Origin of the sequence: Vibrio sp. SG41-7 (genome assembly GCF_014164465.1) — a bacterium.
Taxonomy (GTDB): domain Bacteria; phylum Pseudomonadota; class Gammaproteobacteria; order Enterobacterales; family Vibrionaceae; genus Vibrio; species Vibrio splendidus.
In genome coordinates, this window is the sequence record NZ_JACJFF010000034.1 from 23,551 (window position 1) to 47,821 (window position 24,271).

Annotated in this window: 17 protein-coding genes; 7 read left to right on the top strand and 10 right to left on the bottom strand. The window is 44.3% G+C overall.

All coding sequences use genetic code 11. The annotated features are described in order from the left end of the window. The first annotated feature begins 38 nt into the window (after window positions 1-38). Window positions 39-2,084, top strand: a complete 2,046-nt coding sequence (locus tag H5300_RS11420; RefSeq protein ID WP_182796005.1) for a methyl-accepting chemotaxis protein — start codon at window positions 39-41, stop codon at window positions 2,082-2,084. Window positions 2,085-2,324: 240 nt separating this feature from the next. On the opposite strand, the gene H5300_RS11425 is transcribed toward H5300_RS11420, so the two are convergent. Beyond that, window positions 2,325-3,128 (bottom strand): sterol desaturase family protein, encoded by an 804-nt coding sequence (locus H5300_RS11425; protein ID WP_017093012.1) that lies wholly within the window; start codon window positions 3,126-3,128, stop codon window positions 2,325-2,327. 68 nt (window positions 3,129-3,196) lie between these two features. Here H5300_RS11425 and H5300_RS11430 point away from each other — a divergent pair, with 68 nt between their 5' ends. After that, entirely contained in the window at window positions 3,197-3,943 is a 747-nt protein-coding gene (locus H5300_RS11430) for a tRNA-uridine aminocarboxypropyltransferase (protein ID WP_182796006.1), read from the top strand. Window positions 3,944-4,106: 163 nt separating this feature from the next. Further along, complete coding sequence (gene nagK, locus H5300_RS11435) at window positions 4,107-5,015, top strand: N-acetylglucosamine kinase (RefSeq protein ID WP_004733781.1); 909 nt, start codon at window positions 4,107-4,109, stop codon at window positions 5,013-5,015. Window positions 5,016-5,203: 188 nt separating this feature from the next. Here the strand turns inward: nagK and H5300_RS11440 are convergent, their stop codons facing one another. The 6 genes from H5300_RS11440 to H5300_RS11465 all read right to left on the bottom strand — a co-directional run bounded on the left by H5300_RS11440 (window position 5,204) and on the right by H5300_RS11465 (window position 10,587). After that, on the bottom strand, window positions 5,204-5,470 hold the full coding sequence (locus tag H5300_RS11440) for a DUF2960 family protein (protein WP_004733780.1): 267 nt from the start codon (window positions 5,468-5,470) through the stop codon (window positions 5,204-5,206). A gap of 292 nt (window positions 5,471-5,762) precedes the next feature. Next, entirely contained in the window at window positions 5,763-7,580 is a 1,818-nt protein-coding gene (locus H5300_RS11445) for a bifunctional molybdopterin-guanine dinucleotide biosynthesis adaptor protein MobB/molybdopterin molybdotransferase MoeA (protein ID WP_182796007.1), read from the bottom strand. After that, the gene (gene mobA, locus H5300_RS11450; protein ID WP_004733776.1) at window positions 7,580-8,164 is read right to left on the bottom strand and encodes a molybdenum cofactor guanylyltransferase MobA; all 585 of its coding nucleotides are present in this window, start codon (window positions 8,162-8,164) and stop codon (window positions 7,580-7,582) included. The genes H5300_RS11445 and mobA overlap by 1 nt, the downstream gene beginning before the upstream one ends. Beyond that, window positions 8,142-8,861: an energy-coupling factor ABC transporter ATP-binding protein gene (locus H5300_RS11455; RefSeq protein WP_004733775.1), complete on the bottom strand. Its 720-nt coding sequence runs from the start codon at window positions 8,859-8,861 to the stop codon at window positions 8,142-8,144. Before H5300_RS11455 ends, mobA begins: the two co-directional genes overlap by 23 nt. 10 nt (window positions 8,862-8,871) lie before the next feature. Then, window positions 8,872-9,570, bottom strand: coding sequence for an ABC transporter permease (locus H5300_RS11460; protein ID WP_017068184.1), 699 nt, complete (start codon window positions 9,568-9,570; stop codon window positions 8,872-8,874). A 210-nt stretch (window positions 9,571-9,780) separates the two neighbouring features. After that, a complete protein-coding gene (locus tag H5300_RS11465) occupies window positions 9,781-10,587 on the bottom strand; it encodes a substrate-binding domain-containing protein (protein ID WP_017077255.1) in 807 nt (268 codons plus the stop codon). Window positions 10,588-10,890: 303 nt separating this feature from the next. Here H5300_RS11465 and H5300_RS11470 point away from each other — a divergent pair, with 303 nt between their 5' ends. The 3 genes from H5300_RS11470 to H5300_RS11480 all read left to right on the top strand — a co-directional run bounded on the left by H5300_RS11470 (window position 10,891) and on the right by H5300_RS11480 (window position 16,277). Then, the gene (locus H5300_RS11470; RefSeq protein ID WP_182796008.1) at window positions 10,891-12,354 is read left to right on the top strand and encodes a sigma-54 dependent transcriptional regulator; all 1,464 of its coding nucleotides are present in this window, start codon (window positions 10,891-10,893) and stop codon (window positions 12,352-12,354) included. After that, the gene (locus H5300_RS11475; protein ID WP_017083659.1) at window positions 12,344-14,371 is read left to right on the top strand and encodes a cache domain-containing protein; all 2,028 of its coding nucleotides are present in this window, start codon (window positions 12,344-12,346) and stop codon (window positions 14,369-14,371) included. Before H5300_RS11470 ends, H5300_RS11475 begins: the two co-directional genes overlap by 11 nt. A gap of 286 nt (window positions 14,372-14,657) precedes the next feature. Then, window positions 14,658-16,277, top strand: coding sequence for a methyl-accepting chemotaxis protein (locus tag H5300_RS11480; RefSeq protein WP_065682421.1), 1,620 nt, complete (start codon window positions 14,658-14,660; stop codon window positions 16,275-16,277). Between the two features lie 197 nt (window positions 16,278-16,474). Here the strand turns inward: H5300_RS11480 and H5300_RS11485 are convergent, their stop codons facing one another. After that, window positions 16,475-17,362 carry a mechanosensitive ion channel family protein gene (locus tag H5300_RS11485; protein WP_004733762.1) on the bottom strand — a complete coding sequence of 296 codons (888 nt, stop codon included), beginning with the start codon at window positions 17,360-17,362 and terminating at the stop codon, window positions 16,475-16,477. A 1-nt stretch (window position 17,363) separates the two neighbouring features. Beyond that, window positions 17,364-19,709: an ATP-binding protein gene (locus H5300_RS11490; protein WP_182796009.1), complete on the bottom strand. Its 2,346-nt coding sequence runs from the start codon at window positions 19,707-19,709 to the stop codon at window positions 17,364-17,366. Window positions 19,710-20,160: 451 nt separating this feature from the next. Here H5300_RS11490 and H5300_RS11495 point away from each other — a divergent pair, with 451 nt between their 5' ends. After that, window positions 20,161-21,744 (top strand): ABC-F family ATPase, encoded by a 1,584-nt coding sequence (locus H5300_RS11495; protein WP_182796010.1) that lies wholly within the window; start codon window positions 20,161-20,163, stop codon window positions 21,742-21,744. A 187-nt stretch (window positions 21,745-21,931) separates the two neighbouring features. Here the strand turns inward: H5300_RS11495 and H5300_RS11500 are convergent, their stop codons facing one another. Continuing rightward, a complete protein-coding gene (locus H5300_RS11500; RefSeq protein WP_182796011.1) occupies window positions 21,932-23,821 on the bottom strand; it encodes a methyl-accepting chemotaxis protein in 1,890 nt (629 codons plus the stop codon). Window positions 23,822-24,271: the final 450 nt, after the last annotated feature.

A 24,271-nucleotide genomic window follows, 5' to 3' on the forward strand; every position in this document is an offset into this window, starting at 1 on the left:
TTAAGGATATCTCTTTTCGTAGTCAAACTGGATTTCACATGCCCGACACAAATTTATCAATAAAACCCTCACGTTATACATTCTCGCTCATTCAAACCGTCACTGCTGTATTTATTTCCATTCTTTTACTCGTTAGTTTTTTATCAATGGTTAGCATTCGGGGAGTTGAACGAGTCGGAGGACATTTTGACGCACTTTCAGAACAAGCTTTACCCCTTGCTTTACACAACGCCGAATTAACGCAAAGCGTATTAGAGCAAGTGAAACTTCTCACCTATAGCACCCAGTCAACCGACTTAGATGCGCTGAATTCGACAAGGGTTTCAATTGACCAACTCGCAACAGAGAGTAATACCACGCTTGAGGAACTCCTTTTTATCTCCCAATCTTTTCCTGATGCGATCTCTTTAGAGCAGCAACAAAACCTTATTGATGATATGGCGCAACTGCAAACCATGACTAATACGGTATTGCTGGCACAGATTGAGATTCAAAGTAAGCAAAACCTAATCGACAGTAAAATGGGCGAGTTCCGTTATGGCGTTGGATCTATCGGACCAGAAATGAACCGAATCAGCTCATTCTTGGTTGAAGACAACCCAGAAGCGAGCGATGCAGCGAACCGATTTACATCCAGTGCGTCTGCTATGGCGAACACCTTCTTGATGTTGATGATGCAATCTGACATTGATAAAGCACAAGACGAATACCGTCAATTGAGAAACCGAATCGCAGGCCTTAACTTGGCTTACAGCGATTTTGCCGATTGGCACCCAGACATTGCTGAGTTCGCAAGCTTGACGGCTCCGTACGAGATGGTGAAAGAAGGCTTTACCGAGCAAGGGATAATCAAACAAATCCTCTTGAAACTCGAACTGGTTCAGCAGCAAGAGCAAAACTTAACGCAAGTCATCACCCTAGCGAATACCGTCATCAGCACACTGAATCAGTTGTCTTCTACAGCCTCCCAACTGATTAATGAGAGTGAACTGGTTGTAAATCAAACCATCACCAACATTGATCGTGTGTTGTTTATCAGCGGGCTAGTGATTGCCGTAATCATTGTGATTTCATGGTTCGTGTTACGCCGTTGGATGAATAAAGGGCTTAAAAACATTACTCACCAGTTGAGTTCACTTGCAGATCACGATTTCTCTAAACAGAGTGAACTACTCGGGCCGCTAGAGCTGCAAGTTATTACTTCAAAACTCAATACGGTCGTAGATTCCACCGCTGACTCGGTTCGTTTGGTAACGCGTAATTGTGAAACGCTCTATCAAACCGCTGAAGTAAGTCATGATGCTGCCGAGCAAACCAATTCAAGCTTGAACGAGCAGAACGAATCGCTACAGAATATGATCGCCACAATTACAGAGCTCGAAGCATCCATTGGTGAGATTGCTCGTATCTCTAACGCATCGAATGACGACGCGCAGATAGCAGAAAACGAATCAGTCAATGGTAGCCAAGTGATCGGCCTTAATCAGAAGCGATTACAAGCACTCGAGCAATCTCTTAGCCTGAATCAAGAATCGATGACGGACTTGGATATTCGCGTTAAACAGATTCGTGAAATGGTCGACGTGATCAGTGGTATTGCTGAAAACACCAACTTACTCGCATTGAATGCCGCAATAGAAGCAGCGCGAGCAGGGGAGCAAGGTCGCGGGTTTGCCGTGGTTGCCGATGAAGTACGAAAATTGGCGAGTGGTACCTCTCAGCAAACCACTAATATTCGTAATATGATGAACGAATTGGTGGCGGCGGCTGATCGCTCACGTGCTTCTGTAACAGAATCGAGAAGCGAAATGGCGAATGCACTGGAAACCAGTGGCGATGTAAAACAAGCCTTCGAGAAAATCGAATTCGCGGTTAGCCAGATCAAAGGACGTGTTGAGCAAATCATGGTGGCAACCGAACAACAAGCCCGTGCGACTGTCGATGTAACGCATTCTATCACTCGCGTGTCTGAGCAGGGTGAGAAGACTAAACTTCAACTTGAATCTATGATCGAGAGTTCAGAGCAAGTTGGTGAGATAGCAGGGCACCAACAAGCTATGCTTCACAAGTACGTGCTGAAATAAACAAACGTACTGAAATAAACGAGCGTGAGAGGTAAGCTAGATAACGCAAGAGTTTAAGCACTAGCAGCACTTAATCAATAACTACGCTTATAACAACTATCGACACAGAAACGCCCTTAAATTCTCGGAAGAATCTAAGGGCGTTTGCTTTCGGATTCAGATAAGTTTGTTATTAAGATAAGTTTGGCTTTAAGGTAATTTTGGCCTCAAGATAAGCTTGAGCCTCAAACGACTTCAAACCTAGTTTTTCGTCGTCGGGAATTGAGTAAATGGCTGACGTAGCATCAGATCTAACCGTTGTTCTTTACCATCTTGAATCTCTGGAACGCCAATATGCACCTTATCGTGGCCAAGCTTTGGTTGAGCGCGGTAAGTCTTAAACCAGATGTCCCACACAGATAAAAAGAAGCCGAAGTTAGAGTGGGTTTCTTTCACAATGACCGAGTGATGAACGCGGTGCATGTCTGGGGTCACAATCACTTTTCTCAATCGCTTATCCACCCATAGCGGAAGACGTCCATTACTGTGGTTAAACATCGCACTCGCATTAAGAACAATTTCAAATATCACGACTGCGATAACAGGGACACCAAGTGCGATCACCAAACTCACTTTAATGAGCATTGAAAGAATCATCTCAATAGGGTGAAAGCGCGTTCCGGTTGTGACATCGATATCTAGGTCCGCATGGTGAACTCGATGTAGCTTCCACAACCAAGGAACACGGTGAAACACCAAGTGCTGCAGGTAAATGGCGCAATCTAACAGTAATACGCAGACCAGAATGGTGAGCTCTTTCGGAAGTGACAGGGTATTGAACAGACCCCATTGGTTTTCTTGTGCGATAACCGCCGCTTGGAATGCTGCGATAGGAATCAGAGTGGCTAATAGAAAGCTGTTCAAAGCAACCAACGCAAAGTTATTCCCCCAACGAAACCATTTGCTTTGAGTCAGTGTTTTTCGCGGAAAACGGTATTCCCAAAGCGCACACAATCCAAAAACGACAATAAAACAAACAAGGCGAAGCAGTGATGGGTCTTGCATGGGAATTCCTTCTATCATTCTAAGGACACTGTAAGTACAATCGTGCCACTTTTCTAGAGTTATCGTTATTGTCCATGAGAATCCACGCTTTTCACCGTTTATATCAACATCGTTTATCCATTGCTACCAAACCGTTTAATGCGCGCGGGTGTAAAGTCGTGCGATGTGAATTCTGTAAAATCAAACAAGACAGCTGTATCTGTGAGCATCAACCTAACGTTAATACGAATGTCGCGACTATGTTGATCTTGTCAGACAACGAAATCTTAAAGCCAAGTAACACTGGCCGTTTGATTGTTGATACGGTTAAGGACAGTTACGCCTACCTTTGGCATCGTACTGAGCCAAATCAAGAGATGTTGGATGTCCTCAAAGATGACAAATACCAACCTGTGATCGTATTCCCTGAAGACTATACCGACGACAAAAAGCGTGTTGTTCAAGATCTGCCACAAATGCGCGACCCAAACAAAACACTGTTGTTGATTTTCATTGATGGCAGTTGGCGCGAAGCACGACGTATCTTCCGTCGATCAGAGTATCTGCAAGATTTACCCGTGCTGTCGATTGAACCGGAATCGGTTTCTCAATACATGATGCGTAAGTCAGACAACGAACAACATCTATCAACGGCCGAAGTCGCGAGCTTAGTTTTGAAACAAGCCGGTGAAGAGCAGGGTGCTAAGACTTTACAGCTATGGTTTGAAGCATTTCGTGAAAGCTACATGTTGAGTAAGACACGTTATAAATCGGATCCAACCAAGCCAAGCCTGAATGCTTTCATAGAGCATACTAAAAGTGAGACGTCACTCTAACCTTTAACCGCTTTGTGCTGACTTGTTGTTCAAACAGATTCGAACACGAGATAAGTTTGTTATCTATCACGGTTTGTAGGGGGAGTGTTATGGATAATGCTTCCTAGTTGTTTAATTTAAAAATTTTATTTGCCCGAATTTAGGGAAAAATTGGAGAGATTTCATGTATTACGGCTTTGATGTTGGCGGCACAAAAATTGAGTTTGGTGCGTTCAATGAAAAACTTGAGCGAGTAGCAACCGAACGCGTACCAACGCCTACTGAAGATTATCAACTGCTACTTGATACGATTGCCGGTTTGGTAAAAAAATACGATAGCGAATTCTCTTGCGAAGGCAAAATTGGCCTTGGTCTTCCTGGTATGGAAGATGCGGACGACGGCACTATGCTTGTTGTTAACGTACCGGCTTCAACAGGTAAGCCATTACGCAAAGACTTAGAAGCGCTGATTGGTCGTAGTGTTAAAATCGAGAACGATGCGAACTGTTTTGCGCTGTCTGAAGCGTGGGATGATGAATTGAAAGATGAACCATCAGTAGCTGGCCTAATTCTAGGTACTGGTTTTGGTGGTGGTTTGGTTTTTGATGGTAAAGTATTCTCAGGACGTAACCACGTTGCTGGCGAGCTCGGCCATATGCGTCTTCCTATTGATGCATGGTTCCACCTTGGTGACAACGCACCGCTATTGGGTTGTGGTTGTGGTAAGAAAGGTTGTTTAGACAGCTACCTATCTGGTCGCGGCTTTGAACTGATTTATGAGCACTACTTCGGTGAGAAAAAGAAAGCGATTGAAATCATCCAAGCGTACAACGAAGGCGAAGCAAAAGCAGCTGAGCACGTTGACCGTTTCATGGAGCTATTGGCTATCTGTTTCGCAAACCTATTTACTGCACTTGACCCGCATGTTGTAGCTCTAGGTGGTGGACTTTCAAACTTCGAACTTATCTACGAAGAGATGCCAAAGCGTGTTCCTAAATACCTATTGTCTGTAGCGAAATGTCCAAAAATCATCAAAGCGAAGCACGGTGATTCAGGCGGCGTTCGTGGCGCAGCATTCCTTAACATTAAGTAATCGTTACTTACCGTTAACCTAGTTAAGGTTAGATAGTTAAAAGCACAAACAAAAATGCCGCAATCTCAAAAGAGGTTGCGGCATTTTTTATTGTTCGGTGTTTCAGTTTCTTTAGCTCTTAACTTCTTAGCTCTCAAGTGCAAACGAAAAGCTAGAAACTACAGATCGAGAAAAAGAAGCCAGAGGGCTTACTTCTTCTTTTTACCAACACCAAGGTTGTCTTTTTGCTTCAACGTAAGCTTAGTGAAGCCAAGCTTACGGAAATAGTTGTCTTGGTAGTTACGAACCGCTTTAGTATCAGAAATAAACTCAAGCTGTTGCTCAGTTTTTAGGTACTCAGTGATGTCGATGCCTTCGGCTGCAGCTACAGCTTCTTGGATCGTGCGGTGTTCTTGTTTCGAAAACAGTAACTCTTTGTCTTCGTCTTTGTAAGTGTACAGAATGGTACGAGCCATGGTGCTCTCCAATAGAATTATTACTTTGCGCGCACTCTACATAAAAACAGTACGTGGCTCAAGGTTATGATAAAAAATCTTAAGATTAACGCTCTTCACGCTTAAAGCTTTTTAAGCTTTTTAAGCTTTTTTGCATTTAAAGGAACTAACAGGTTGTCTTTTACGAAATAAACAGAAAAGAAAGCCCCATAACATCGAAAGCTCGATAGAAGGGGCTTCATCTATGTCTTGGCAATGAGCTTCTAAGTCAATTAAAAAGCAGCTAAGTCAATTTAGGTGTTTGAGCTTTGAATCAAACACGCCCTTGCAATGGAATGATCGTTACCGTTTCACCAACTTTCACGGTATCAACCGCTGGCGAGATTTCAATTAAGCAGTTCGCTTCGCTCATTGAACGCAGGATACCTGAACCTTGCTTGCCCGTCGTTTTCACTTCAAGCACACCCGATTCATTCATCGAGAACACACCACGGCTAAACTCAGTACGACCTTGGCGTGAACGCAGTTGTTCAGTTGCTACTGCATTCGCTTTCACTGGTGTCCAGTTGGTTTGACCTTGAAGCTTGCGGATCGCGGGTTCTACAAAGTTAATGAATGACACCATCACAGCAACTGGGTTACCCGGTAAACCGAAGAAAGGTTTGTTTTCAATTTTGCCGTAAGCCAGTGGGCGACCCGGACGCATATTGATACGCCAGAAGTTGATTTCACCTAGCTTATCTAACGCAAGCTTGATGTAATCCGCATCACCGACAGACACGCCACCAGAAGTCAAAACCATATCGGTTTCAAGCGACGCTGAATGCAGGATATCCATCATCTTCTGCTCATCATCTTCAATGATGCCGTAATCGACGATGTCACAGCCAAGCTTTTGAAGCATGCCGATAATAGTAAAACGGTTCGAGTCATAGATAGAGTTTGGTTTTTGCTCGCTGCCCGGTGCTTGAACTTCGTCACCCGTAGAGAACACACCCACTTTAACTTTACGCAGAACAGGGCAGGCACCAAAACCTAACGACGCCATCATGCCCATTTCAGGTGCTTCGATGCGTGTACCACGAGTAAAGACAGGTTGGCCGATTTCTAAATCTTCACCAGCCATACGGACATTTTGTCCAATTGAGATTTTCGCACCTGGGAAGCTAACCTTATCGCCATCTTGAACGGCTTGTTCGCGCATCACAACAACATCAACGCCTTCAGGCATTGGTGCACCCGTCATGATCTTAACAGCTTCACCTTGTTGAACAGTTTGCTCGTAGCTGTGACCAGCCATAACTTCAGCAACCAGTTGGTAACTATCCAGTTCTAAATCTTCACTACGAATTGCGTAGCCGTCCATTGCTGAGTTGGTGTTTTGAGGCACATTGATTGGCGAGATTATATCTTCAGCCAAAACACGACCGTAGCCCTGCAATAGTTCAACACTCTCTGTGAGATCGAGCGCGTCAATGCTATCAACAATCTTTTGTTGGCCTTGAGTAACGGTTAAGCCAGCAGGAGAGAACGAATCACAACACACTGCAGGCGTGTTGTCTTTTGAAGACGAACAAGAAGCGGTTTCGCTTATTTTCGAGGAACCGTCAAACGACTGAGCATATTCAATAATGAAATCACGAATCGCTTCTAAGTCACTGATCGCCATTTGTGGCAGTTCGGATTCCACTTGGCTGTCTGCAGCAATGGCAATAATGTTGTCATCGTTCGGGTATAACCAAGGTTTACCGACTTCATCTCTGTGCAATTCAATTTTAGGGAAAGCAATGTTCTTGCAGCCTTCAACCAAAATCAGATCAAGCGTGTTGGTATCGAAACGTGTCAGAAGGTAATCAAAATCAGCTTCGGCTTCTGGCGTTTCTGTCATCATCACGTGACGATTACGCGATGCAATCAACATTTGATTCGCGCCCGCTTTACGTAAGCGGTAACTGTCTTTACCCGGCTTATCGACATCAAAATCGTGGTGAGCATGTTTAAGAACACCCACTTTTAAACCCGCATCAGTCAACAGCGGAAGCAGAGCTTCAAGTACGGTCGTTTTGCCTGTACCGCTATAAGCAGCAAAGCCCAATAGAGGAAGGTTAGGGCGTTGTTTTGAATCTTTCATTATTGAAGCGTTCCGAATTGGGTGAGTTCTTCTGGCGTGTTCAGATTAACAAAGCAGTTAGGAGAATCGCTAAAATCGACATATTCCGTGACACATTCTTTGTATAACAAGATGATTTTACGATCACCACGCTCCAAAAACGCTTCTAGCTTTGGCAGAACACGTTTGTGGAATAGGGTGAATACAGGTTGCTTAAATTCGCCATCATGCGCGACAAGAATGTCGCTGTCTTCTTTAACTGCAGAACAAAAACGCTCAACAAGGTCGTCACTGATTTGTGGGCTGTCGCAAGGGACAAAGCCGACCCAGTCTGTACTCGCGTTTTTAAGGCCAGCATGAATGCCGCCCAATGGACCTGGATAGTCAGGGAAGGAATCGGAAACAACCGGAGCAAATGCTTGGTAACTGTCTAAGTTACGGTTGGCATTGATAGTGATGCTGACATCTTGCTGTGACAGCTTGTTTATAACGTATTGAATAAGCGGAGAACCGTTGAGCTCAACAAGTCCTTTATCTTTTCCGCCCATGCGGCTGGCCTGTCCGCCAGCCAAAATAACCCAACTAGTTTGCGTTGGAAGCAGCATAAATATTCTCTTGTGCTTTATCTTTCTGAATAACTTGCAGAAGCGGCGATTCGGTCAAAGTATTGTCTTTGATCCACCATTGCTTCTTACATAAGTCGGTTAACGCGTTAGTTTGGTGACTCGTGATGACTAAACTCGCGCCTCTTTGAAGAAGATCTTCGGCCATTATCACCAATCTTTCAATAGATTCTTTGTCTAAAGAGGCACTTGGTTCATCCATAAGCAAGATTGACGGCTTAAGAATCCAGGCTCGTGCCATTGCAACGCGTTGACGCTCACCACCAGACAACACAGAAATGTGTTCATCTGCCAAGGTTTCTAAACCTACCATTCTCAGCGCATTAATTATTTGAGCTCGCTTATCTTTTTGGCTCTCTTTGTTAAAGCGAATGCCATAAGCGACATTTTGGTACACCGAACCATCAAAAAGATAGGGGGTTTGATGCAGGTAGATAATGTCTTTGAACTTGAGCCTAGGGAATAAGATCTGCTGCCAGCTTTGTGTCGGAGACTGAATGCGGCCAGAGCTTGGCTGAATCAATCCAGACAATATTTTAAGTAGGGTCGTTTTACCCACACCATTATCTCCTTTGAGATAAATGGCATCGTTGGGGCCGATCGACAATTCGGGAATATGGAACAAAACACGCTCTTTGTAGCGCATTGAAATTTGCTGCGTTGTTATTTTTATACTCATGACAGCGTTCCTAAGTTCTTAAATAGCCTTTTCCTCTCACACTGGAAAGGAAAAAGTTAAGGGCTAATGCCAATGCTAATAACACCATACCGAGGGCGACGCCTTGAGCGAATGCGCCTTTGTGGCTTTCCATAGCGATAGCTGTTGGGATATTTCTTGTCATCCCCATAATGTTGCCACCGACCATCATTGAACAACCAACCTCAGTGACGATACGAGAGAAGGCAGCGATAGTTGCCGCTAAAAGAGGGAAGCGCGTTTCCCAAATTAACGTACACGCCACACGAGTCGTTGATACGCCAAGCGTGCGTGCCGTTTCAACCGCTCGGCGGTCACTGGCTTGGAGAGCGCCGTGCATCATCGCGACTAGGATTGGGAAACAGATCAGCATCTGACCTAGAATCATCGCCTTTTGGGTGAACAGTAATTCCCAATCACCGAGCGGGCCAGAACGAGAGAGCATCATGTACATCAACAAACCGATAACCACGGTTGGGATAGCTTGCAGGGTGTTGATCACCGATAACAATGCCCACTTCCCTGGGAACTCGGTATAAGCCAATAAGAAAGCCATAAGGATTGCGGGAACAATCACTAATGAGATGGCGGACAAAGATACGCTGAAGGATACCGCGACGATTTTCCACAATTCGTGATCAAAACTCACTAGTAGGTTCATTGCATCAATCGTTGTTTGCCATAGGGTCATGAAGTATCTCGTGTGAATCGATAATAGGTCTTTATCGGTAATGACTGATGTTAATCATAGCTGACACAAACTATTTGAGCTTGAATTGGCCAGCTATTGTTTTTAAGAGTGTTTCGTTAACTGTTTAGCTAAGTGTAGTGCTTGTTGGTTTTGACTACACCTTCAACGCTACGCTTTACTTACAACCAACGACTCATTGCTTACAACAAACTACTCTGCGCTCGCAACAAACAGCTGTTTGCCGTGCAGTTTAAAGTCGTTAATCAGTTTCTGACCTTTAGGGTTAACCAGCCAATCACTGAATACTTTCGCAGCTTGGTAGTTGATGCTCGGGTAGCGTTCTGGGTTAACAAGAATCACTTGGTAAGGGTTAAACAGGTTCTTGTCACCTTGGAAAAGGATTTTAAGATCCAATTTGTTTTGGTAAGCCAACCAAGTACCACGGTCTGTCATGGTGTAGCCTTGCATTTCTGACGCCATGTTCAGAGTAGGGCCCATGCCTTGACCAACACTGCGATAACCACCGAAGTTTGGTTCCATTTTAGTTTGTGCCCAAATACCCATCTCTTTCTTATGAGTACCAGAGTCGTCACCACGAGAAACAAAGGTCACGTTATTGTTCGCGATTGCTTTGAACACATCAGTCACTGCTTTTTGAGATTCAATCTTCGCCGGATCGCTTTGAGGACCAACAATGACAAAGTCGTTGTACATCAGCTTGCGAGGTAGAACCCCGTAACCTTGTTCAACGAAATTCGCTTCAGCCTTTGGTGCGTGAGTCATCACTAGGTCTACATCGCCATTCTCACCCATACGAAGTGATTTACCTGTACCCGCCGCTAGAACATCAACTTTGATACCAGAATCTTTTTCGAACTCAGGTAATAAGTAGTCAAGTAGACCTGAGTGGTAGGTACTTGTGGTTGTTGCCAATTTGATATGGGTGGTGTCTTCCGCGCTGCTAGCCGTGTAACTGACGATAGATAGAGCTGCAATAGTTAGGGGAATTGCTTTCATTATTATTATGTCCATTCTGTTATAAATGAATGACATGCCTTCAGTTTTAAAGGGCTCAAAAAAGGGCATGTGCATAAGACGCTAATTGTTGTAATTAGAAATCTACACCTTACAAGCAATCTTAATGCCAATAAATCATGCATCAGATCTCATTAAATTGCTGTTATTTCGGACAAAACTGCGTCATTTAGCCCTCTAAAATGAATCAAAACATGAGCTAGGACAAAATGTCGCACATTGTCCCTGTTGCACAAAAGGGTAATTGGTACACTCTGTCCCAACTTTCCCCACCGGCTAATCATTATGTCTATACCTAGTTCATCTGCACCCAACCTCAATCCGAACACATTGACTCAATATCAAGCGTTTTCCGTCTTGGTTGTGGATGATGAAATGGGTATGCAGGCTATTTTAAAGAAAGCTCTGGGTAAGTTCTTTGGCAAGGTATCGAGTGCGGGGTCGGTTGAAGAAGCCGAAATACTGCGTTCGAGCGAGCATTTTGATCTGATTGTTCTTGATATCAACCTGCCAGGTCGGTCTGGTATTGAGTGGGAAGAGGCGTTTAACGACAACGACAAACGTGCCGATGTGATTTTCATGACAGGTTATGCTGATTTAGAGATGACGATATCCGCGCTTAAGCTTGGCGCTTCAGATTTCATTCTTAAGCCGTTCAACTTAGAACAGATGATACAAGCGGTTCTGCGTTGTATGGATAAGCGACTTGACCAAAGAATGCAGTACGCGTTGAAGCGCGATGTTAGCCGTCATATCAAGACCGAATTGATCGGCAATTCAGACAAGACTAAACAGCTTAAATTGCTGATCAGTCAATTTGCACCGTCGAGAGCATCCGTTCTTATAGAAGGTGAGTCAGGTACGGGTAAAGAGTTAGTTGCTCGTGGTGTACATGAAGCCAGCAAGCGTAGTGGCCCATTTGTGCCAATCAACTGTGGTGCAATTGCGCCTGAACTTCTGGAAAGTGAGCTATTCGGGCATACCTCTGGTGCCTTTACTGGTGCGAAGAAAAACCGTGAAGGTCTGTTCAGAGTCGCAAGTGGCGGCACCTTGTTCCTAGATGAAATAGGTGAAATGCCACTGCCAATGCAAGCAGCGCTGTTACGTGTGTTAGAGCAACGTACTATTCGTCCAGTTGGCAGTGAGAAAGAGATCGCTGTCGATGTACGTGTCGTCGCAGCAACAAACCGAAACCTTCAAGAAGAGGTCGATAAAGGCCACTTCCGTCGCGATCTGTTCTACCGACTCAATGTACTTAAGATTGATGTTGTGCCATTGAGAGAACGACCGTCTGATCTGATAGAGCTTGTTCCATACTTCACTCGTCTTTTATCTAGTGAACTGGGTATGCCGGTTCCAAACTGGGCACATGAAGATATCTTGGCAATGAATGAATACGAATGGCCGGGCAATATCCGCGAACTTAAGAACTTAGTCGAAAGATGCATTCTTTTAGACAAGCCACCAGCACACCATTGGCGAGAAGTGAATGGTGATCCAGCCCCAACCAGCATTTCAGTGACGGTGTCACATGGGGCGGAAATACCAAACTTGAATAATGTAGACGCAGCTGAGGGTTACCCGAACACTTGGACACTCAAAGAAGTCGAGAAATCTCACATAGAACAACTGGTGAGTTTTCATGATGGCAATAAATCTGCAGCAGCGAGAGATCTCGGTGTGGCGCGTAAAACACTAGAGCGTAAGTACAAAGAATGGAACACAGAAGGCTCTGAATATGCCGATTAGACGTCATTGGTGGACAAAGTGGGCGTTCCGGTTCAAAACCATGGTGCGTTATCGCCTGCTATTTCTAACATCCGCTCCCATCATTCTTACTTTGTGTGCGCTTGTCGCTATAACACTGTATTGGTCAGTACATTACACGTGGCAGGGTGCTCTGATTGATGTCGATGAGCGTTTGGATGTTGCCGACAACAGTATCCATTTAATTCAGAACCAACAGGCCTATAACGTTCAAGCATTTGCTGAGTCTTACAACTTCCGAATCAAACTCACGAGTGATATTTCGAAAGAAGAGCTCACACGTTGGGTTTCAGAAAACAAATCTCGCTATGAACTCGATTTTCTACGCTGGCGTAGCGTCGAGAGCATGGAGAAAAAGCTTGAATACCTCAACCTGACACACAAAGAATCGTTCTTTAGTGTATTGAGCCAAAACGAACTCAACGATTTAGACCAAAACCTTGCCAGGCAAGCCGAAGTCCCAATGCTCAATAGTCAAAATGTTGAAACTCGAGGTTTAGTTAGCCGCACCGTTGTGTCGATTCGTGACAAGAATGATCATGTAATTGGTTTTCTTGATGGCGGGATCCTCCTTAATAACAGCACACAGTTAGTTGATCAGATCAGCAATCTCATTTATCCGCAACGCGAGGGCTTTAATCGCCGCATTGGTACCGTCACTGTGTTCCTTGATGACCTACGTGTCAGCACTAATGTACCGTTGAGCAGCGAAGAAAGTGCAGGGCGCGCAATTGGTACTCGTGTTTCTCACGAGGTTCATTCTAAAGTATTGAATGAAGGCAAAGAGTGGCTAGATAGAGCGTATGTTTACGACGCTTGGTACATCACTGCGTATCAACCGATTCATGACCAATTCGATAACGTCATCGGCATGCTCTATACCGGTTATCTGATTTGGCCATTGGTGGAAACGTACTTAACCAACCTTGGTGAAATCAGCATTACGATTGTGTTGTTGTTACTGGCTTCTGGTTTGATCGTTCACCGTGGTGCGCGTGATCTTTTCAACCCAATTGAACGCATTCACAAAGTGGTGAAGCTAGTCCAGATGGGGCAAGACAAGCGAATTGGTACTCTTGGTTTGAACGATCAACACGAGCTGACTTTGCTCGCTAAACAATTCGATAAGATGTTGGATTTGCTGCACGAACGTAATCAAGAGATCCAACAAGCCGCTTCAGAACTCGAATGTAAGGTTCATTCTCGTACTGCTAGCTTGAAAGAGAAAACCGAAGAACTCGAACTGCATATCAAACTATTAAACCAAGCTCGAGACAAGCTGGTGGTCAACGAAAAGTTAGCCGCGCTAGGCGAATTAACCGCGGGCATTGCCCATGAGATTAATAATCCGACAGCGGTGATTCTTGGCAATGTCGAATTAATGAAGTTTGAACTCGGTGACGAAGTCGCTCGTGTAGATGAAGAAGTCCACGCCATCATGGAACAGATCGACCGAATTCGAAATATCACACGAAGCCTGCTTCAATACAGCCGACACGGCGGTGTACAAGACGAAATTACGTGGCAACATATCAATCCAATAGTGGATGAAAGTATTACGCTCGTAAAAACAGGCGCGAAAAAGAAAGGCATTGTCTACGTATCACAACTGCATGCGAAAACGTCTGTGGAAGTTAACCGAAACCAACTTTTGCAGATTTTGGTTAACCTACAGATGAACGCGATTCATGCCATGGACGGACAGGGCACATTAACTATCTCAAGTGAAGACTGGGTGGAGAATGGCGTGTCTCATGGTGCAATCGTTCATGTCGAAGACGAAGGCTGCGGTATCAAAGAAGAACAATTGAAACGCATCTTTTCGCCTTTCTACACCACCAAACGTGATGGTACAGGCTTAGGCTTGTCAGTATCTCAAAGTATCTTGAGCCAAACTGGCGGTGAGATACGTGTCGAATCAGAAGTAGGCAAGGGAAGCCGCTTTAGTATCTACCTTCAGCAAAAAGCGACACCACAGTTATTGGTCTCAAACCTATAATTTTTTTAGCTTTAAGCTCGAATCGAATCCAACCATATTATCACCTGATAATATTTCTACTGCGCTTGGGCTGTTACATGAACGTTTCAGCCCAAGCACGAAAATCCCGCACTACTAAACTATCGCCAACTAAATCTCAACCTCTGCCTGTTTGACGAGCGCCTCTTTTTGAATATGTAACACAGTGTATATCTTTTGATCTTGATGCATATCATCTGAACTGTACGGATTTTTGATACATTGACCCCAAATTCATAATCAAAAAATATAATAAAGTCAGTCAGCTATGAAATTAAGTAATCTATCTATTAAATCAAAACTTATCTCCATCGTCATTTTATCGGTTGTTCTATTGGTAATGGCGTCATCTTTCAACCTAATGCAACAACGTGAAAGCTCAATGCAAGAGCGCCAAGATAAACTCAGTGCTCAAGTCGAAACCGCGGTCAGCTTAGCGAGTTACTATTACAGCCAACGTAACGTGCTCGGTGAAGAAGTAGCAAAGAAACAAGCGCTGCAAGCAATTGAAACGCTTCGTTACGACACCACCAATTATTTCTGGATCTTAAACCAACAACTCAACGTTGTTATCCATCCATTAAAACCTGAACTCAATGGCAAGAACGCAGGTAACTTTAAAGATGGTGCAGGTAAACACCACTGGCGTGAGATGGTCACCATTTCACGTACCCCAGAGGAGAAAGGGTTTCTTGATTATCAATGGATGAGCCCGCAAGGTGAACTCAAAGACAAGATCTCATATGTACAGCTATTCCCTGAGTGGAATTGGATTGTTGGCTCGGGAATCTTAGTTGCGGATATTCAAGACGCCTTCTATGCACTAGCGCTCAAAGAAGGGCTGGTCGCGGTTGTATTATCAGGCCTGTTGTTTGCTATGGGCTACGCGATTTCTAACAATATCCTTGTGCCACTTAACAAGCTTATCGACAACACCCATAAGATTGCCGATGGGGATCTTCGTGTACGCATGAACATGACACGTAAAGATGAACTAGGCGATATGAGTAATCAAATTGATACCATGCTCAACAAGTTACAAAGCACGCTTCGTACAGCGAATGAATCAGCAGGTTTATCCAGCAACATGGCGAGTCACATTGCACAAGCCAGTGAAGAGGCTGCGACCAGTGTTAACTCACAACATGCACAGCTTGAGTTGCTATCGACGGCAATGACAGAAATGAGTGCCACCATTTCTGATGTCGCTGTTAATGCTGAAAATACTGCCGCAAGCACCAATAAGGTTGTCGAGCACGCAAACCAGAACGACCAGAACATGCAAGTAACGTCTAAAACCATATCTCAAGTTTCAGAAAATATTTCGACGGCGAACGATCTCGTCAGAGACTTACAATCTGGTGTCACAGAGATAAGCCAAGTGGTGAGCGTGATACGTGATGTATCTGAGCAAACGAACTTGTTAGCGCTTAATGCGGCAATAGAAGCAGCCCGAGCCGGTGAGCAAGGAAGAGGGTTCGCGGTAGTCGCAGATGAAGTACGTAACCTCGCAAGCCGCACTCAAAACTCAACCAATGAAGTTCAATCGACGATTGAAAAACTGACTCAGCAAGCCGAGCGTACCTTTAAAGCAATGCAAAGCAGCAATGAGAAAGTCGATCACAGTGTTGTCGCGTCTAACGAAACTCGCCAACAACTCGATGTGATTGTGAATGAGCTTCACAACGCTAACGACATGGTCGCGCAGATCGCCGCCGCCTCGGAGCAACAAAGCACGGTAGCAACCGAAATGAGTGAAAGTGTCACAGGGATTCATCTAGCAGCAAATGAAGTATTGCAAGCTTCACAATCGCTCGCAGAAGACAGTCAAAAAATGGCGAACACCACCGAGCACCTTACTGATCAGTTGAAGTACTTTAAGGTTTAACCGCTAAGGTTTTTTTAAAACGGACTATGCCAGTCACAGGTTTCTTATCTTTAAGAGATGAATCCAAGAAGCCCATAAAAAAACACCTCCGTACTTGAGATAAGTTCGGAGGTGTTTTCGTTTGTAGATAACTGGATTGTTAGCTCGCTCAACAAAAGAAGAGCGTTAAGAAAAAGAAGCGCGTTAAGCCAATCTTGCTAATGTGCAGTTACTGAAATCTTCGGAGGGTTGATATTGTGCTTTCTAAACTCTTTCATCACACGCAAGGTAATATCGGTTTCAAACAGCTTCTCATACGCCGTGTCGACCACATAGGCCTTACAAGTTAACTGTATCGCCAAGTAATTATCCGTGATCGTCTGTTTGACCAGAACCGTAACAGGCTTCGGCAAGTGGATGTAACGACTTGAAGACGCCGCTTCTTGAATCAAGTCTCGAGCTAGGGTGATGTCTTCATTCATACCGACATAAAATGGAATTACCACCTGCATATCCAGCGCGCCATAGTTACCACTGGTCGTTACTTCGTTTAAGAACTTGTTGTTCGGGATCGTGATAATGTCGTCGTTCAGGGTTCTCATTCGAACAGAACGCAAACCAATGGTAATGATGTCGCCATAGTTACCTTCGAACGTGACACGGTCACCAACTTGAAAAGGTCTATCAATCATCACCGTAATACCAGCAATGAATGACGCAGCCAAGTCTTTAAGCGCAAAGCCGACCGACACGGCGAGGGTACCACCAATCAAAGCCAGTATTTGATCGTTGATTCGAAAACTCATCATGAACACAATAAGGCCGGTGCTCACGTAAATAAAGAACTGAGTAAATGACTGCAGTTTCTGTAGCAGCATTCGATATTGCACGAACTGACTACCAAAACTGGTCACCAACGAATTGATGAACTTAAGTAACAACCACATTGCGGCAATAACGATCATGGAGAAGAACACACCGCTCCAACGCACCAAGCTCGCAATCTTTGAGATGTTTTCTACGTTAGCTAACTCTTCCGTCGCAAAGGTCGGGAAACTGACAGCACTTGCCAAGCCAACAAATAGTAGGATAAATAACTTCTTCATTTTACTTCACCAGTAGATGTTGACGGTCGAGAACGTTTGTAATGTGGCGGAACCAGTGCTCAGAAATTCGAGCCTTTTCTTCATGCCAACCAATATAACCACGGCTTTCAAAATAACGTAGAATCCCGGTTATCTCTGCAATGCTCAGCTGAGTACATTCAGACAACACTTCCGGAGAAGCTATTTCCAATTGCACGATAGAACGAAGTACAGCCAACATAGGTTTTGGCATGTTCTCGAGTTCCTGCGCTTCAGGAACATGGAACAAACGTACCACCGCTTGATCTGTCTCTTTATTTCGGTTTAAAGAGAGTCGGAAGAAACGCAGCGCAACGGTAGGGTTGCCATCAGAGTAGTGCCACAAGATTCGATAGAAGCCTTGGCGTGCGCGTTCTTCTTCACTCATGTCATCTTGATCCCACTGCTTAGGGACAACTAAACCATCAAACGATAACGGCTTTTCAAGTTCGGTATTGATACGGCTATTTAGAAGCTCACCGACTTGTTTCTCTGTCCAACGAGGTAGGAAACACACCAAATCAAACAGCAGACGCTCACCACGCGCTCGATCGACAAATCGCCAGCTCGACTTAGCAATCGAAATCACGATACGGTGGTTCTTTTTAGAGCGACGCAGTAGGTTGGTTAAACGGATCAAATCAGACAGGCCGCCAACCATTGGCTTAACCAATCGCTGTGCATTGTCGATCGCAATCAAGTACGTGGTGTTACTTTTACGTAGGTGCGCCAGGATCTGAATCTCAGTCGCTTCTTCTTCCAAGCCGATGCTCACGGCTAGATGCGCTAAGAGCTCTTGGTAACCCGCGTAAGGGCAACTCACGTAAACAGGCTCTGCGTTGGATACTTTATGCAGCAAGGTATAAAGCAGCGTTGTAGCGCCCACACCACGTTCGCCTGAAACAATACAAATAGCAGGGCTGTCCGACATCAAATAACGAGAGAGTTGCTTAACCTCATCGCCCGCGTAATCAATTAAGGTGCTATCGATATTACCCGGCAGAATGTATTCATAGGTTTTGTCTCCTTTGATTCGAACCAAGTTTTGTTGGTTTTTATCAAGATCAGACTGCTTAGCCACTTCGATTCGAAAGAGATAGGCTAATGCTTGACTAAACAACGTGTAACTAGAAAGCAATGCCATGATTCGATGTTGGAAGTTGTAAACACTCAACCACACGATTCCAATTGCCGTCGCTAGTATATTAAGTAAGAAGGTTTCCTTGCGGTTTACCGCCCAGTTAACCCACACCGGACGATCAGAGATGTGTTGCAGCGTATCGAAGACTTTCGCTCTCCATAATCTAAGTACCGATATCGTGACCAGCACAAACCAGAAAAACAGCGCAGTGTAGATCCAGCTATAAATGGTGCCTTTACCCAGTGTGATGCTCGATATCTGTAAAGTCAGACCTGCAACAATAATACTCCAAACATAGCGACGAATAGTCGATAGTCTCAGCGCGATGACTTCTTGATTTGATGTGCGACCCAAGCGATACGCAAATTCAAGAATAAAGCTGATAGCAATCGAACCACCTAGAATCCACCACGTGAATATTTCTAGGAAAATCAGGTGCTGCAGGCTAGGGATGCTAGAAAGCACTCTCAAAGAAAGTGTGATAGCGATTAACCAAGCAATCGCACGCTCAGCGCGGCTGATATACCAAATCACACGAACCAGAAAAGGAGGGTTCGTTTTCGCTTCGAGAAAGTTAACTCGAAACAACTCAATCAAGCGAGTGCTGTTGGCAAGCCACCATACTAAACCGAAGTAAATGAACAGCACCTTTAGAGAAGCCCAAATGACAGGCACTGGAGAAATAAAAATGTCTTTAACTAATGCTTTAAAGCTACGAATTTGGAAGTAAACAAGATACTCAATATTGAGCTTGGTTAATTCCCACTCTTGTTTAAATTGAGTCACGCCGTATGGGCCAAAACCGGTTAAGCGCTCTTTATTCGCGGAGTTTGTCTGCTCTAAAAGATGCTGTTTACTTACGTTCAAGCTATTCAATGTGACGTAGCTCGTTTGCACGGAAAACCATTGATCGGAGTCGTTGTTATCTCTATAGGCTTTTACCTGTTGCTCGAAGGTTTTGATTTCCAGCTTTTGAACTCGCAGAACTTCGGCAAGTAAAATGTTGACTTGGCGTCTGTCCGACTGCTCCATAAAGAGGGGATCAGGTAGGGAATCAATACGCTTATCCAGATCTACAGCACTATTAGATACCTGAGGCTGAGATTGTAAGTCATATTCCAAGTTGGCATGACTCGGCCAAGAGAGAATGGCCAAAGTGAAGATTAAGAAGCGCGAAAGTGAACGCATAAAAGTCTCATAGAATTATGAGGTTAGGATTACTATAGTTAGTTAATCTTACTTTGTGAAATCCAACCCCGTATCGGGGGCGAGTACTTTATTCCCGTTTTGGCTGATTTTGTCATGAAATTGTCAGAGATTAGGCTAGTCTTGCCTATGTCTGTTGTTGCTTTGATCGGGTTAGTTTTACTGCGACCAATCAGCATACGATATATTCAATGGTTGGCATGATTTGGGACGTTATATACCGCCCATTATGGGGTGCTGTTCGATATTTTGTTTTCCCTGAAAGTAGATGTTTTTTTAACGACAAATAGAAAATCAAAAATGTGAGTCAGCTCAAACTATGATTTGGCTAGGTTATCACTCACTTAATGGTGAGTAATTGCAATCAAGACTTGCAGTTAAAGCCCCGAAGAAGTAACGTTGCGGCGTTTTTCACATTAAAAAGGTAACGGCATTGATCTCCACAGCAAATATCACCCAACAATTCGGCGCTAAGCCACTTTTCGAAAATATTTCAGTTAAGTTCGGCGAAGGCAACCGCTACGGTTTAATCGGCGCGAATGGCTGTGGTAAATCGACGTTCATGAAGATCCTATCTGGTGAACTTGAGCCAAGTGCAGGTAACGTAAGCAACGATCCAAATGAGCGCGTTGCTAAGCTAAACCAAGACCAGTTTGCTTATGAAGAATTCACGGTAATCGACACGGTTATCATGGGTCACAAAGAGCTTTGGGCTATCAAGCAAGAGCGAGACCGTATCTACTCTTTGCCTGAAATGAGCGAAGAAGACGGCATGAAAGTGGCTGATCTTGAAGTTCAGTTCGCTGAAATGGACGGTTACATGGCAGAAGCGAAAGCGGGTGAGCTTCTTCTTGCGGTAGGTATTGAAGAATCACTGCACTTCGGTCTAATGAGCGAAGTAGCACCGGGTTGGAAACTTCGTGTTCTATTGTCTCAAGTACTGTTTGCAGACCCGCATATCATGCTTCTTGACGAACCAACGAACAACCTGGACATGGACACCATCAAGTGGTTGGAAGATACGCTAAACCAACGTAACTGCACAATGATCATCATTTCGCATGACCGCCACTTCCTAAACTCAGTTTGTACACACATGGCTGACCTTGATTACGGCGCACTTCGTCTGTTCCCTGGTAACTACGATGAGTACATGACAGCAGCGACACAAGCTCGTGAACGTCTACTTTCTGATAACGCGAAGAAGAAAGCACAAATTGCTGAACTTCAAACGTTCGTTTCTCGTTTCTCTGCTAACGCATCTAAAGCGAAACAAGCGACATCTCGTGCTAAACAGATCGACAAGATTCAACTAGATGAAGTAAAAGCGTCTAGCCGTCAAAACCCATTCATCCGTTTCGAACAGTCTAAAGAGCTATTCCGTAACGCACTTGTGGTTGAAAACCTATCTCAAGGTTTTGAAGAAGACCTATACAACAAGTTCGATGCGATTTTCGAAGTAGGTGAGCGTGTTGCTATCATCGGCGAGAACGGTGTAGGTAAAACAACACTACTTAACACACTAGCGGGTGCACTAGAAGCGCGTACTGGTGAATATAAGTGGTCTGAAAACTCAAACATCGGTTACTACGCTCAAGATCACGCACATGATTTTGAAGAAGATCTAAACCTGTTTGACTGGATGAGCCAATGGCGTCAAGAAGGCGAAGACGAGCAAGTTGTTCGTAGCTTCCTAGGTCGTATGCTGTTTGGCCAAGACGACATCAAAAAGTCGGTAAAGGTTATCTCTGGTGGTGAGCAAGGTCGTATGCTTCTTGGCAAGATCATGATGCACAAGCCAAACATCCTGCTAATGGATGAACCAACAAACCACATGGATATGGAATCTATCGAAGCGCTTAACTTGGCTCTTGAGAACTACAAAGGCACATTGTTCTTCGTATCTCACGACCGTGTATTCGTAGACTCTCTAGCGACTCGTGTTCTTGAAATCAAAGACGGCAAGATCAACGACTTCCGCGGTACTTACGCTGAGTTCTTGAAAGCACGCGCTTAGTATGCATTAAACATGAATACGTAATACAACGTTAGTACGTATCCCTGATTAAAAAGGCCTCTATCTTTATGAATAAGATAGAGGCCTTTTGTTTTTCATATCCGTTTTTTATATCAATCTCTTTGTGTTAAAAAACGTCGAGTGGTTGGTCGCAAATACCTTTACTCATCAATACTTACACTGCTCATTAATACTTAAACTGCGCCACAATCTTCTCAAGCTTCACACTCACGTTCGAAACTTGTTCACTGCAACGAACTGACCCTGAAACCACGGTATGAGTATCACTGGCTAAATGAGCGATATCGGTAATGTTCCGATCGATGTCCGCTGAAACCATGGATTGCTCTTCAGACGCCGTGGCAATCTGGCTGTTTAAGTCGAACATCTCTCCAACTTGAAAGTGTATACCTTCAATCGCATTTACCACATCTTTGGTTTGGTGTTTAACTAACCCCGTTTGTTCTAGGCTTACCGACATCTTAGCGACCGTTTTTGCTATTCCAGACGTTAGGCCATGAATGGTCGATTCAATTTGATGGGTTGAATCGTTAGTCATTAGCGAAAGCTCTCTCACTTCAGAGGCCACGACTGCAAACCCGCGACCATGGTCACCAGCACGCGCAGCTTCTATCGCCGCATTTAGCGCGAGTAGGTTAGTTTGTTCCGCAATGCCTTGAATGGTAGTGACGACTTGGTTGATTTCACGACTCTGGTCTTCGAGCTGAACAATTAGGTTTTGAGACTCTGCAATATTCTCGGCCAGCACATTAATGCTGTCATTGGTTGCGTGGGTTTCTTGTAACGCCTGATGTGCATTGTCTTTAATCTTCTCAGCGTTCATTGCTGCGTTTTCTATGTTCGCCGTCACTTCATTACTGGTCATCACCAGCTCATTAACTGCCGTCGCTACTGATTCAGATTGTTGCTTCTGCTTTTCAGCATTACTCATGCTTTTGATTGCCGCTTCTTCAGAGCTACACGAACTATCGGTCAACACCGTCATCACGCCGGATAGCTCTTTGATGTTACCGTGCAGTTTATTGATGAAGGTATCGAACGAGTGAGCAAGTTGTGCGAGTTCGTCGTTGCCTTTGGCGTTCATGCGAACGGTTAAGTCACCATCTCCACTGGCGATTGATTCCATCATCACGTTTATCGCTTTGATTCGCGCAAGTATGTTGCGCCCAATGAACACCAACAATAAAGAGAGCAGGGCGACGATGGCGGCACCAAATAGATGCAATGTATTTTTGGTATGTGTACTCGCCGCTGTGATGGCTTGGCTTATCTCGTTTTGTACCGTTTCAATAGCTTGTTCTGTTTTGTGGACGTTGCTACGTAAGGTGCCTCTAAGACCGAGTTCTGCCGACAAGCCTAAATTGGTGTTAGCCAGAAGAAGCGTTTCAACCGCAGCTTTGTAATCCGAATAGGCTTGCTCTGTAGCAACCGAAGTTTGAGAGTAGGGTTCAAACTCTTTAAGAGCATCAGCTAACGCCATATGTGTTTGGTCATTAATATGAGCGAGATAGTGGAAGTCTTTTTCAATCAACTCTAACAGCGCAAGCTCTAAAGCCAAACTCGATTCAGATTCGATCGCTGATTTTAACGCGGTTCTTTTGCCATCTAACGCAGCGACAAAGCCTAAAGGTGCGGTCGTACGTTCAATTTTATTTACTTGTTCGACGATTTGGAGAAATTGCTTTTGATATTGATGGAGAGTGTCCGAAATCCGTGTCATTTGGTCAGACAGGTGCAGCTCATGCGAGGTGAGAGTCTGGTTCAACGTCACCAATCTTTGATTCAATGTGTCGGCGGTTTTATCGAAACGTTCTGCGTATTTTTGATCGTGGCGAGACAAGAAATCTTTCTCGTGTCGCCTGAGCGTTAGCAAGTCAACTGAACTCCTGAGGTTTTCAGTCGCAGCGCGCTCCAAGGATTCAAGCTTGTCTAAGCTAAACTGTTCGTAAATGGCGTATATGAAGACTGAAACAAACAAGGTGAGGTTGATTAGAATAAATTTACTGCGTATTGAAAGAGACAGCGAACGACGCTGAGGTTCCGATGGATTACTCATGGTTAATTCCCTTTAAGCCAGTGACGTTGATATTCATATTTATTTTGTAATTAACAGATTTATTTAAATGATGAATATGTAACTAATAGCCTATTAGGTTGTTAAAGCAAGATTCGTTGGTGGTAAAGGTTAGTTAACCCCTGATATACACAAACTAAGTGATTTGAGACGCCTACTTCCTTAGATGTGGCAAGATAAGATGCCAAAAGAAAAGTCCTCATTAACACTCATGTCGGCAATCTTTCAAATCGCAGGCATCGCATTAAATGAGGACTTTCAGTTATTTTAAGTAGTTAGCTGACTATATCGTTAACAGTTGCTAGTGACTCCCGAATTCAACTCCGAACTGCGACACTCTTAATTTTCAAGCAGCCGACATCATTTCTTTAAATAGGACAGCTGGCTGCTTGAACCCCAAACACTTTTTCGGACGATAGTTAATCCGTTGTT